We start from the raw sequence: 12789 nt of genomic DNA, 5'->3' as shown, positions 1-12789 counted from the left end.
ACGAGTATATTATTTATAGAGGAAATGAGTATAAGAGCACATAAGAAATAACTTGGATTTTGCTTTTTGATTAAAGTGCACCCTTCCTTTTATATGCTTATTAGGAGGTTTTATGTACAAATTAAAAAGGGTTTTATTAATTGGGTTAATACTCAGCTTTACAATGAGTTTATGGGGATGTTATAACAGGGCTATAGGTACAAGTCGCAATAAAAGTGTAGCAAGCATGCTACAGAATTTGAAAAATTATGAAGCAGACGTCTCAATAACATTTACAAAAAACAAAGATAAGAGTAACATAAAGATGAATCATGTTTATGATAAAGAAGGAAAGTATCAGATGACTATTATAGAGCCCAAACGGTTAAACGGCTACACTACTGTTTGTGATGGCACTAAAGTATCTGAGTACAATCCTATTACAGAAAAATCCATGCAAATAGAAGTTAGTCCAGTAAAAAATCAGTTATTATTTGGCACATTCCTTCATAATTATTTAAATGATGAATCAGCTCAAATAGTAGAAGAACAGTTAGATGGGCAAAATGTTTATGCAGTAACGGTGCCGATCGCTGGTGAATTTAAGTATATGGCAACTGAAAAAGTGTGGTTTGACTACAAAACGACTTATCCTATTAAAATGGAAATATACGATACAGAAGGGTCGCTTACAATACGCATTGATTTTGTGAATTTTATATATAACCCTGTAAAGTAGGCGATTTTGAAGGAGGATTCATATGTTATCTTTAAGACCACGTGTTGTTGCAGAGGTTAGCATAGAGGCTATTAAGCACAATTACCATGAAATTAGAAAACTTATTCCTCATAGTACGGGGATAATGGGCATTGTTAAAGCAGATGGATATGGTCATGGTGCCGCGGAAATTGCAAATATTTTACAAGAAGAAGGGGTAGATCAGTTAGCTGTTGCTATTGCAAAGGAAGGGGAAGAACTAAGAAAATCAGGTATTACAAAACCTATTTTAGTATTAGGCTATACACCAGCTGCTGATATTGAAGCACTTATTACCTATGATCTCACACAGACAGTTTTTTCTTTTGAGATGGCAGAGTTTATTTCAAGAGAGGCCAAAAAGTTTGGTAAGTCTATCAATGTTCATATTAAAGTAGATACAGGTATGGGACGTATTGGATTTTTAGCAGATCCACAAAGTATAGAGGAGATTAAGAAAATCGCACAGCTTCCTAATATTAATATGGAGGGGATTTTCACGCACTTTTCTACAGCGGATGAAGTAGATAAGACTTATACAAGGGATCAGTGGAGTATTTTTACAGGATTTTTAAATGAGCTTCATGAGGCGGGTATAGAATTTCCTATTGTACATGCGGCTAATAGTGCTGCAACAATGGGCCATCCTTATACTCATGTGAATATGGTGCGTCCAGGTATTATTATGTATGGTTATTACCCATCTGATTATTTACATGGTAAAAAAATAAACCTTAAACCAGCTATGACACTCAAAACACAAGTTGTGCATATTAAAGAACTGTCTAAAGAACACTACATAGGTTATGGCAGGAAGTACTGTACAACACGTGAGACAAAAATTGCAACCATTCCTATAGGCTATGCAGATGGTTATTCAAGAAGACTTTCTAATAAAGGAAGAGTTCTTATAAGAGGTCAGTATGCTAATGTAATTGGTAATATTTGTATGGATCAATTTATGGTAGATGTTTCTCATATTCCAGATATTACTGTAGGGGATGAAGTTGTTGTTTTTGGAACGCAAGGAGATAAGACTGTTACAATAGAAGAATTAGCAAGACTTACGGATACGATTAATTACGAGATTATGTGTATGATTGGGAAAAGAGTACCACGTATTTATGTTTAATCTTATAAAAAGTTGGCAATGGTATAAGTAGGGAGTGGTTTGCTATGTTAAATCCAAGTTATATTGCAAAAGCAAATGAAAAGGCTTCTATAGATCACTACACGGATAAAAAGATGATAAGTACTATGAAGAAAGGCTATCAGGAAATGGCAGCCATCAATTTATCTTTATCAAAGTTATACTTTGAAGTAGAAAGAGAGGTCGAGTCTTATTACGACCACACCGCGGAGAGTGAGGTAGAGTGCGAGTAAAACGTGGAGATATATTTTATGCAGATTTGAGCCCCGTGATTGGATCCGAACAAGGCGGTATAAGACCAGTGCTTGTTGTACAAAATGATGTTGGTAACAGATTTAGTCCAACGGTTATTTGTGCCGCTATTACATCCAAAATCAATAAAGCAAAGATGCCAACTCATGTAGAGATTAACGCAACAGAATACGAACTTGTTAGGAACTCAGTTATTTTATTAGAGCAAATTCGTACCATTGACAAGAGACGTCTCAAAGAAAAGATTTGTCATCTAGATGATGATTTCATGAGACTCGTAGATAAGGGACTTAAAGCCAGTTTTGGATTAAATACATAAGCCTTTTGCGAGACTAGTTCACTAGTCTCCTTTTTTGTGATACAATTAAACCACTAAAATAAAGGAGTAAAAAGATGAAAGATTTATTTGGAAAACTAGGAACAAGTATTAAAAATACATGTAAAGAAGCAGTAGACCAAACTCAAAAAACTGCAGACCAAGCTAAATATCGCAGTGAAATCTTAACTTTAAAAAACGACCTTAAAAAACTTTATCAAAGACTTGGTGAAGAGCAATATAAACATTATATAGAAGGCCAGGAGCCGGTGCATCAAAGCGCACTGTGCAATCGTATTACAAATCTTAGAAAAGAGATTGCACGTTTAGAAAAAGAAGTAGAAGAAGTAGTTAATATACAAAAAGATAGTTTTGATGCCTATAAAAGAGACGTGCGTAGTACTTGGAATGAAGAAGGTCAAGGTGTGCGTATGAAAAGAGACGATAATGGTATCAAAATGATGAAATTTTGTCCAAATTGTAATATAGGTAATGCAACAGAAGCACTATATTGTATTCATTGTGGCAATAAACTCTAAAAAATGCAGGAGGTGACTACATGCAAGGAAAATTTACAATGCAAGCAAATGAAGCCATTAAGTATGCCCAAGATATTAAGGAGCAGTTTCGCCATGGTTATTTAGGAACAGAGCATTTACTTATTGGTTTACTTCATGTAAAAGACTCTGTTGCTGAGTCAGCACTTAGAAAATATAGTCTTACAGAAGATGATTTTATAGAAAAGATAAGAGAAGTAATGGGCTTTGGAAACCAGACTATGGTTATTTCTAGAGACTTTACACCACGTACAAAACGTGTACTTGAAAATAGTGTGGCACTTGCTAAACAAATGGGCGTACCAGCAGCAGGTACAGAACATATTCTTATGGCTATTTTAAAAGAAAAAGGTTGCGTAGCTGTTAGTTTACTTGAGATTTTAAATGTACCTATTAATAGACTATTATCAGATTTAATGGCAATTATATCAGGAGATGGCAAAGTTAAAGAGTCCTCTTTTATATCAACTAAAACAAAGATGCAAGGCGCTAAGTCTTTAACACCGACTTTAGATAAATATAGTCGTGACCTGACACAACTAGCAAGAGAAGATAAGTTTGATCCAATTGTAGGAAGAGAAAAAGAGATCGAGCGTATTACACAGATTTTATCTCGTCGTACCAAGAATAATCCTTGCTTAGTAGGGGAACCTGGTGTAGGTAAAACAGCAGTGGTAGAAGGTCTTGCACAAAAGATTGTAAGTGGCATCGTACCAGATTTACTTAAAACTAAAAGAGTTGTTTCTTTAGATTTATCTTCTATGATTTCAGGTACTAAATATAGGGGAGAATTTGAAGAGCGCATTAATAAGGTACTAGAAGAAGTGCGCACAGTAGGTGATGTTATTCTCTTTATTGATGAGCTTCATACTATTATTGGAGCAGGTGCAGCAGAAGGTGCTATGGATGCTTCTAATATTCTGAAGCCTTCACTTGCAAGAGGAGAAATTCAGCTTGTAGGGGCAACCACTTTAGATGAGTATCGTAAGCATATTGAGAAAGATGCTGCTCTTGAACGTAGATTCCAACCTGTTCAGGTAGATGAGCCGACTGAGCTTGAAACAATTAGTATTCTAGAGGGTATTAGAGATAAATATGAAGTGCATCATGGTGTTCAGATTACAGCAGAAGCCTTAGACGCTGCAGTACGTCTATCAAGTCGTTATATAGCGGATAGATACTTGCCAGATAAAGCGATTGACCTTATTGATGAAGCAGCATCTAGAGTGAGATTAAGAGCTTATACTTCACCAGAAAAAATTAAAGATATAGAGTGTAAGTTAGAAAAACTTCAAAATGACAAAGAAGTAGCAATAGTAGATGAAAACTTTGTAAGAGCAGGTGAGATTAAGCAAGAAGAAAATCAGCTTAAAGAAGAACTTGCAAATGCAAAAGTAGAGTGGGAAACTCAACATACAAAATCCCAGTTAATTGTAAATGAAGAAGAGATTGCAGAAGTAGTAAGTAACTGGACACATATTCCGGTTAAAAGATTAGCAGAAGCTGAAGCTACGCGTCTTAAAAATCTTGAAGGTATACTTCACGCGCGTGTTATTGGTCAAGATGAAGCTGTTAAAGCTGTTGCAAGAGCAGTGCGCCGTGGTAGAGTAGGCCTTAAAGATCCAAATAGACCAATTGGTTCATTCTTATTCTTAGGTCCAACAGGTGTAGGAAAAACTGAGCTGACTAAAGCACTGGCTGAGGTTATGTTTGGTGATGAAAATGCTATGATTCGTATGGATATGAGTGAGTATATGGAAAAACACACAGTATCCAAGCTTATTGGTTCACCTCCAGGGTATGTAGGATATGAGGAAGGTGGACAACTTACAGAGAAAGTAAGACGTAAGCCTTATAGCGTTATTCTTTTTGATGAAGTAGAGAAGGCTCATCCAGATGTATTTAATATTTTACTTCAAATATTAGATGATGGACATATTACAGATTCTACAGGAAGACGTATAAACTTTAAAAATACCATTATTATTATGACCTCTAACTTAGGTGCTAGAAATATTATTGAACCTAAAAAAGTAGGTTTTAATAGTGTAGTGGATACAGAAAAAAACTATCAAGATATGAAGAAAAATGTAATGGAAGAAGTGAAGCGTCTATTTAGACCAGAATTCCTCAATCGTATTGATGAGACACTTGTATTCCATCCACTTACAGCGCAGCATATTAAAGAAATTGCAGAACTTATGATACGTACGCTAGTAGAACGTATTACAAGAAATGTAGGTATTACATTAACCTTAACACAAGGGGCTATAGACTTCCTTGCTGAAAAAGGATATGACAAAGCTTATGGTGCTAGACCTTTAAGACGTACGATTCAAAGTCATATTGAAGATAAACTAGCAGATGAAATACTAGAAGGTCATATTCATGAAGGAGATAGAGTTTTAGTGGAATTCGAAAATGATGCAATTGTACTGAAAAGACAATAATCCTATACTTTTTTGTGTAAATCATGTATAATACAAAGATAGAGATAGTCTTAATTTAATTTAGTGGAGGGTTTTAACAATGGCTGTTATTACAGAACTTATTCGTCTTAACGAGGATGGCACACTTAGTTTCGGAAACTATGAGTTACAAGAAAAAACAAAAGTAAATGATTTTGAAGTAGATGGACGTTTCTATAAAGCAAAATCATTCTATGAAGTAACAAAGCTAAAAAAAGATGGTGCACTTGTTTACGAATCATTACCTGGTACAACTGTACATCATTTTATGGTGACAGATGATGGCGTAAGCTTCGAAGTAGAAGGCAATAAAATGGCGCAAATTACTTTAGAAATACAGCCAAATACAGAGTATAAGTTAATGATAGATGATCTGCTTGTAGATCATGTCAAAACAAACCTTTCAGGTAAAGTTGTTTTTTCAGTAGAAGTAAATTCTACAGCAAAACATGTTATTCTTAAAAAAGTAGCTTAATCAAGGGGCTGTGTCATGCAGCCTCTTTTTAAATGCATGAAAATAGATTGATATAGATTAAAATTGGATAAAGTATTAAATAATATAGAAAAAGGAGCTTATAGGAATGGCAAAACTTAAGCAGGTATATATATGTCAAGAGTGTGGATATGAATCAGGAAAATGGATGGGCAAATGTCCGAGCTGTAATGAGTGGGGCAGTTTAGTTGAGGAAGTAGTAGAAGCGAAGAAGCCTTCTTTAACAGCACCGAGTTCAAGAGGAGCAGCAAGTAGCGCACCTGTAAAACTTAGAGATGTTAAAATAGAGAATGAAACCAGAACGACAACAGGTATGAAAGAACTTGATCGCGTACTTGGAGGAGGGATTGTAAAAGGATCTCTCATTTTAGTAGGTGGTGACCCGGGAATTGGAAAATCCACATTGCTTCTTCAAATTTGTGAAGAACTCGGTAATCAAAATAGACAAGTTCTGTATATCTCAGGAGAGGAATCCGTAGCTCAGATTAAAATGCGAGGAGAAAGATTAAATGTTCATACAGAGAATCTTAATCTTTTAGCAGAAACAAATATGAGTTTTATAGAAGCACATATAAAAAACACGAAGCCGGACCTTGTTATATTAGATTCTATTCAGACGGTTTATTGTGATGATATTACATCTGCGCCAGGAAGTGTGAGCCAGGTTAGAGAAGCAACTCATAAGCTAATGAACCTTGGAAAAGGCTATGGTATCACCATAATGATTGTAGGGCATGTAACAAAAGAGGGAGCACTAGCTGGCCCTCGTGTACTAGAACATATGGTGGATACAGTACTTTACTTTGAAGGGGAAAGGCATGCTTCATTTAGAATACTTCGTGCGGTAAAGAACCGTTTTGGCTCTACCAATGAAATAGGCGTATTTGAGATGCAAGATGTAGGGCTTAAAGAAGTCCTTAACCCTTCTGAAATTATGCTTGCAGGAAGGCCTATGGATGTTGCAGGATCTCTTGTAAGTTGCTCTCTAGAAGGGACAAGACCTATGCTTATAGAGGTACAGGCTCTTGCAAGTTTTACAAGTTTTGGGATGCCACGCCGTACAGCGACAGGTATTGATTATAACAGAATGGTTATTTTAATTGCAGTATTAGAAAAAAGAGCGGGTCTAGATATGGGGAATTATGATGTATATGTGAACTTAGCTGGTGGTATGCGTATTAATGAACCTTCTTTAGATCTTGCAGCAGCCCTTGCTATAGCATCAAGTTTTAGAAATACACCTATTGATCCCCATACTGTTGTATTTGGTGAAGTGGGTCTTACAGGCGAAATTAGAGGTGTAGCCATGGCTGAAAAACGTGTAGTAGAAGCGGCTAAATTAGGCTTTAAAACATGCATTATGCCGAAAGCTAATGTAGAAAAGTTACCATTTATAAAAGGTATTAAAGTAATAGGTGTCTCACATATAGGAGAAGCCCTAGAAGTCATTACAGTTAGATAAGCTGAAATGTGATAAGCTATTATTGCCTATAGAATGGTTAAAACACAGCGACTTTGACTAAAATCAGTCAAAGTCGCTGTGTTTTCTTAGTATATAGTACATTTAGTGCCTTTTATAGCTATTTAATTGTGATGTAAATTCTACCCTCTTGTACATATCAGTCGTATCATAATGGGTGAGAGTAGTAAATGTACTGTCAGATTAACTAAAAATAATGTTTGAAATTGATTAAAAATACTATTTTTGATTAAACTATTTTAAAATTATTGACCTAAATATGTAACGTATGTTATTTTAATAGTATAAATAGTTATTTTTTTAACATTTTTTATTTAATCTGGGAGGATAATATGGAAAGAGCATTTGAAAAAACAGTAGAAAGTCCTGTATCTGCTCCTGTAAGAGCAGAAGCAAATGAAGAAGCTGTTGTAGCAAGCAAATTTAGTTGGTCAGATCTTTACAAAAATGAAGACTGGTGGGCTATATGGCTTGGGTTTGCAGTAATTGCACTTGGCTTTGTAAGCGTTGTAACAGGGAGCTTTACATTTAAAGGGGTAAAGGTTGCAACATGGGGAACAGCAGAGAATCCATCTGTATTACATGTATTAAGTGATGGAAAGTTTATATTAGGTGTAGGATTTACATTTATTGTTTTAGGACTATTATTTAGTATTGGTCTTAAATTTATGGGGAAAAATCCTGTTAAATTTATAGGAGCTTTTGCAGGTGTCTTCTTATTATCATTATTTGCCTATACATTAGCAGCTCAAGTAACAATGAAGAACTACCTTGAATATGCTTTCTGGGCATTACTTATTGGTATGTTAGTATGTAATACAATCAAAACACCAAATTGGTTAAAGCCAGCTATTCAGACTGAGTTTTATATTAAAACAGGTCTTGTTATTATGGGGGCGGAAGTACTTTTCTCAAACATTGCAGAGTTTGGAATATATGGACTGGGCATTGCATGGCTTGTAACACCAGTAGTTATTATCTTTATGTGGTTATTCGGAACGAAGTTCCTTAAGATGACAAATAAAGCAATGGTTATGATTATTGCATGTGCAACATCAGTATGTGGTACATCAGCAGCTATTGCATGTGCAGCAGCTTGTAAAGGTAAGAAGAATGACTTAACTTTTGCAGTAGGTCTTTCACTTATCTTCACAGTTGTTATGATGGTAGCTATGCCATTTGTTTGTAAGTTGTTTAATCTTGATCCAATGATTGGTGGGGCTTGGATTGGTGGTACAGTTGACTCAACTGGTGCAGTAGTACTTGCAGGTGAAGCACTTGGTCCAATTGGTGGGCAAGTAGCAGCACTTGTAAAAATGATTCAAAATATCTTAATCGGATTTATTGCTTTTGCAGTAGCAATCTTCTTTACAACAAAAGTAGATAAAACTGGTGATAATAAAGTAGGTATTTCAGAAATTTGGCATCGTTTCCCTAAATTCATTATTGGGTTCATTTTAGCTTCAGTTGTATTTTCATTCTTAGTGGAACCAGCATTTGGTACAGAAACAACAAAAGCTATTATTAAATCACTTAGTGGATTTAAAGGATGGTGTTTCTGCCTTGCATTTATGAGTATCGGCCTTGAAACAAACTTTAAAGAAATGGCATCTCAGCTTCAAGGGGGTAAACCACTTACACTTTACGTTGTTGGACAGACATTCAATTTAGTACTTACATTATTTGTAGCATGGTTATTACTTAGTGGATTATTCTTACCAATTCCAACTATTGTAGCTTAGAGTTTACGGGGGGTAAAGTCATGAAGCGAATGCAAATGGTAAAGGTTTTAAATGTAATAGCACTTATAGTATTCATTGTTATTATAGGTGCAGCATTATATATTATGAAGAATGATATTGGACTTATAGATGGACTTAATTTTGGACCAGGTTCTTACTATTATAGTGATATACCAGGTTGGGAGAAATATTTCTTTACACATAAGTATGCGCATTCTTTAAGCCCTATATTTATAGTAGGATTTTTTGCTGGATGGGGATTCTTATGCTGGAAAGCGTGGATTTATTTAGATAGAAAGCTTAAGTAAAAAATAGGAATTAACCATATTCTGTAATAGGATGGGGGTAAGGCGTTCGTGAGTATAGCTGCTATAGATAGACTCGGGAATGGTACCCCTATTTTTATTTGTCTGCTATAGAATATAAAAACCGTTTCCTTGTTATAGGGAAACGGTTAAATGATTAAAAGGAAAGAAGAATATTATGAGCAGCTTTAACTTCTTCACCGTTTGTCTGATAAATAATGCTTTCATCAATACTTGGTAAGCCCATATAGACTTCAGGGTTTTTATAAAGAGATTCAGAGGGGCGAAGTGTTTTGGCTGAAAGATGGACACTTTTAGCCCCTGTTTCTTGAAGGATAAGCTCTAGATTCTTACTAGATACACCTGCACCCGGCATAATGTCAATACGGCCATCGGCCTTTTGAATAAGTTCTTTAAGCAGTGTACGCCCTTCATAGGCTGTAGCTTTCTGACCTGAAGTTAAAATAGTGTGAAAGCCTAGATTGATAGCGTCTTCTAAGGCATTAAAAGGATTACGACATACATCAAAGGCACGATGAAGTGTAAGGTGCATATCGCCAGCTAAGTCAATAAGTTCTTTAAGTCTAGGAACATCTAAATCACCTTCAGGTGTTAACATACCAAGTACAACACCATCTACAAGGTGTTCTTTACATGTTACAATATCACGTTTCATTTGTTCAAACTCTAAGTCAGAGTATACAAAGTCACCGAAACGAGGGCGAATAATGGCATAAGCCGGGATAGATACAAGAGATTTCACCATGCCTATAAGACCTGTACAAGGTGTAACACCTCCGATCATAAGGTGACCACATAATTCAATGCGTGTTGCACCATTTTTTTCAGCTATAAGAGCAGACTCAGCAGAATCAATACAAATTTCTAGATTAAAATCTTTCATTATAAACCTCTTTCTTTTGTAAAATACTTATTTGAAATAGTATAGCGTACGTATAGAGGGATTTTCAAGGAGAAGGGGGGATTTTGTAAGTAGTAGGATTTTAAATATGATATAATAATATATAACTATATAAGATGGAGGGGAAGAATGAATATACGACCAAGGGCAGCAGCGATTATATTAAATAATAAGCAAGAATTGCTTCTATTAAGACAGCAAAATCCAGAGACAGGGTTTGAATGGTGGACACTTCCTGGAGGAGGGATGGAGCCAGAGGAAAGTGTTATTGATACAATAGTAAGGGAAGTAGCAGAGGAGTGTAATACTAAATGTAGGCCAATTAAACTTATTTATATGAGTGAGTATGTAGATTATACAATAGATACACATCATTTAGGTATGTTCTTTTTAACGAAAGTAGAAGATGAAAGTACTATAAAAGCTGGGTATGATCCAGAAGTAGAAGTACAGTATATTAAAGAGTGTCGTTTTGTTTCAAAAGAAGAAATTCAAGCTTCAAAAATTCCTATTTTTCCTCCAGTATTCAAAGAACAATTTTGGGAAGACTTAAAAAACGATTTTAAAGATTATGAAGTATATCATAGAGGCATGATTACTGAAAAATAATATGGAAATTAATACCAATTATTCACAAAATGTGGATAAAGTGTGGATAAGTATAAAAAAGCGTCTTAAAAACACTAAAAAAGTTTTTAAGACGCTAAAAATTACTTTAAGGAATAGTTACCAAGAAGATTTGTGCGTGTTTTTTCATTTTCGAGTACAGAAGAAAGAGAAATACCTAAAGTATTAGCAATTGCTGCAAGATAAAAAAGAACGCGCCCCATTTCTTTTTCAATAGCTTCATTGCATTCAGGGCAAGGGTAACCTTCTATATGTGTACTGAGAAGAGATTTAAGTTCTTCTGGTGAAGTAATGTGTGCAAAATCAAGCTGTTGTTTGATAATATTCATTTTAATACAGCCACAAGTAGTAGCTGATTTTGAAAGGGTACGGTTAAGACGTGCAGAAGCATCTTGTAATTTTGTCATTTGATCTAAAATGCTTTTGTTGCGTAAAACTAAATCATCTATAAAATTTTGGAACTGTTCAAGTTCACTTGTTTCTACCATTTATATCACTCCTATTTCCCCTATGTTTGAATTTGATAGGTAAAGTATAACACAAGTGGGAATATTTTGAAAGTTTCAAAGTTGAAATGGATGAAAAAACCAAAAAAAACTATACAAAGTTTTAACGAATTTATGTTATAATACTACATTGTACAGAAAAAGGACAGAATAAATAGTAAAGAGGTATGATATGAAATTAAGTTTTGAGTTCGAAGGAACAAAGATCAATTATGACCTAACATACAAAAAAAGATCGAGCATTGCTATACAAGTAGAAGAAAATGGAGAAATTAAAGTACTTGCACCAGTAGGGACACCTATTTTTAGTGTTGTAGATAAAGTAAAAGGAAATGCAGATTGGATTTTAGGAGAGCTTTTACGTATCCAGCGTGCAAAAGAATATGCAAACCATTGTATGTACTTAGGTAAAAATTATGGTATTGAATTCGTAGAAGATGAAACAAAAGAGAAAGCAGTTGTTAAACTTGTAAGAGGTAAGTTTGTTGTAGAAGGACAAAACATTACAAAAGAAACAATGATGCTACCACTTTTAGAATGGTACATAGCTAAAACTTTAAGTAAGCTTAAAGAGCGTGTAAAAATTTACGGTGAGCACTTTGAGAAAATGCCAAAGAAAGTAGATGTTAAAGTACTTCAAAGCAGACTTTGGTATATAGAAGAAGATACAATTACTTTTGATGTTAATATCGGGGTAGGCCCAGTATCTTTAATTGATAGTGTACTTGTAGAATCACTTTGTAGATTTAATGGTATTGAAGACAGCAATACTGTACTTGCAAAAATTGTTCCAGAATCAGCACAAGCTAGAGAATGGGTTAATGTAAATAAAGATCGTTTTATTTTTAAATAATACCCTAATAGGGTATTATTTTTTTTCTAGGATAGGAAAGAAGGAGAAGTATTCCCTGCATCTTTAAGAGATGCTCAGGTGAGTGTAGTTCTCACTGCCAAAGGAAGAAATATATAAATAATAAGAGTCTATGTATAAATGTATTTAGGATAAGAAAGATCGTAAGAATTTTAAAGAAAAATTTATTAAAGTTAGACTTAAATGTTGCGGAAATAAATTTATAATAAATAGTTGACATTCATATATAGATTTAGTATACTTCTAAAAGTCAGCGGCGGGCGCTGCTGAAACAAGTAAGAAATTGTACTTTGAAAACTAAACATAATCGAAAAATAGATTTAAACTTATCAAATTTTAAATCTACAATTTAACCGATATAACT

Annotated in this window: 14 protein-coding genes; 12 read left to right on the top strand and 2 right to left on the bottom strand. The window is 34.6% G+C overall.

Annotated elements, in window-relative coordinates:
- Positions 1-304: 304 nt before the first annotated feature.
- The 10 genes from ACLTBU_RS05745 to ACLTBU_RS05700 all read left to right on the top strand — a co-directional run bounded on the left by ACLTBU_RS05745 (position 305) and on the right by ACLTBU_RS05700 (position 9502).
- On the top strand, positions 305-718 hold the full coding sequence (locus ACLTBU_RS05745; RefSeq protein ID WP_412218077.1) for a LolA family protein: 414 nt from the start codon (positions 305-307) through the stop codon (positions 716-718).
- Between the two features lie 22 nt (positions 719-740).
- Positions 741-1868, top strand: a complete 1128-nt coding sequence (gene alr, locus ACLTBU_RS05740) for an alanine racemase (protein WP_177670956.1) — start codon at positions 741-743, stop codon at positions 1866-1868.
- Positions 1869-1912: 44 nt separating this feature from the next.
- Positions 1913-2119 (top strand): hypothetical protein, encoded by a 207-nt coding sequence (locus tag ACLTBU_RS05735; RefSeq protein WP_177670957.1) that lies wholly within the window; start codon positions 1913-1915, stop codon positions 2117-2119.
- Positions 2110-2457, top strand: coding sequence for a type II toxin-antitoxin system PemK/MazF family toxin (locus ACLTBU_RS05730; RefSeq protein ID WP_177670958.1), 348 nt, complete (start codon positions 2110-2112; stop codon positions 2455-2457). The genes ACLTBU_RS05735 and ACLTBU_RS05730 overlap by 10 nt, the downstream gene beginning before the upstream one ends.
- A gap of 74 nt (positions 2458-2531) precedes the next feature.
- A complete protein-coding gene (locus ACLTBU_RS05725; protein WP_249333307.1) occupies positions 2532-2993 on the top strand; it encodes a hypothetical protein in 462 nt (153 codons plus the stop codon).
- A gap of 20 nt (positions 2994-3013) precedes the next feature.
- Entirely contained in the window at positions 3014-5461 is a 2448-nt protein-coding gene (locus ACLTBU_RS05720) for an ATP-dependent Clp protease ATP-binding subunit (RefSeq protein ID WP_412218075.1), read from the top strand.
- A 79-nt stretch (positions 5462-5540) separates the two neighbouring features.
- Positions 5541-5954 carry an endosialidase gene (locus tag ACLTBU_RS05715; protein WP_177670961.1) on the top strand — a complete coding sequence of 138 codons (414 nt, stop codon included), beginning with the start codon at positions 5541-5543 and terminating at the stop codon, positions 5952-5954.
- A 106-nt stretch (positions 5955-6060) separates the two neighbouring features.
- Positions 6061-7434 (top strand): DNA repair protein RadA, encoded by a 1374-nt coding sequence (gene radA, locus ACLTBU_RS05710; RefSeq protein ID WP_177670962.1) that lies wholly within the window; start codon positions 6061-6063, stop codon positions 7432-7434.
- A 350-nt stretch (positions 7435-7784) separates the two neighbouring features.
- Positions 7785-9194 (top strand): YeiH family protein, encoded by a 1410-nt coding sequence (locus ACLTBU_RS05705; RefSeq protein ID WP_412218074.1) that lies wholly within the window; start codon positions 7785-7787, stop codon positions 9192-9194.
- Positions 9195-9214: 20 nt separating this feature from the next.
- The gene (locus ACLTBU_RS05700) at positions 9215-9502 is read left to right on the top strand and encodes a hypothetical protein (protein ID WP_177670964.1); all 288 of its coding nucleotides are present in this window, start codon (positions 9215-9217) and stop codon (positions 9500-9502) included.
- 154 nt (positions 9503-9656) lie between these two features.
- Here the strand turns inward: ACLTBU_RS05700 and ACLTBU_RS05695 are convergent, their stop codons facing one another.
- Entirely contained in the window at positions 9657-10403 is a 747-nt protein-coding gene (locus ACLTBU_RS05695; RefSeq protein ID WP_177670965.1) for a copper homeostasis protein CutC, read from the bottom strand.
- A 147-nt stretch (positions 10404-10550) separates the two neighbouring features.
- Here ACLTBU_RS05695 and ACLTBU_RS05690 point away from each other — a divergent pair, with 147 nt between their 5' ends.
- Entirely contained in the window at positions 10551-11030 is a 480-nt protein-coding gene (locus ACLTBU_RS05690; protein ID WP_177670966.1) for an NUDIX domain-containing protein, read from the top strand.
- Between the two features lie 101 nt (positions 11031-11131).
- On the opposite strand, the gene ACLTBU_RS05685 is transcribed toward ACLTBU_RS05690, so the two are convergent.
- Positions 11132-11536, bottom strand: coding sequence for a DUF1573 domain-containing protein (locus ACLTBU_RS05685; RefSeq protein ID WP_177670967.1), 405 nt, complete (start codon positions 11534-11536; stop codon positions 11132-11134).
- Positions 11537-11726: 190 nt separating this feature from the next.
- Between ACLTBU_RS05685 and ACLTBU_RS05680 the strand changes: the two genes are divergently transcribed.
- Entirely contained in the window at positions 11727-12407 is a 681-nt protein-coding gene (locus ACLTBU_RS05680; RefSeq protein WP_177670968.1) for a YgjP-like metallopeptidase domain-containing protein, read from the top strand.
- The last annotated feature ends 382 nt before the right edge of the window (positions 12408-12789 follow it).

The organism is Zhenhengia sp. (genome assembly GCF_046966505.1).
Taxonomy (GTDB): Bacteria; Bacillota; Clostridia; order Lachnospirales; family Cellulosilyticaceae; genus Zhenhengia; species Zhenhengia yiwuensis.
Note: the sequence above shows the minus strand (reverse complement) of the source record. Positions and strands in the feature narration are given on the sequence as shown.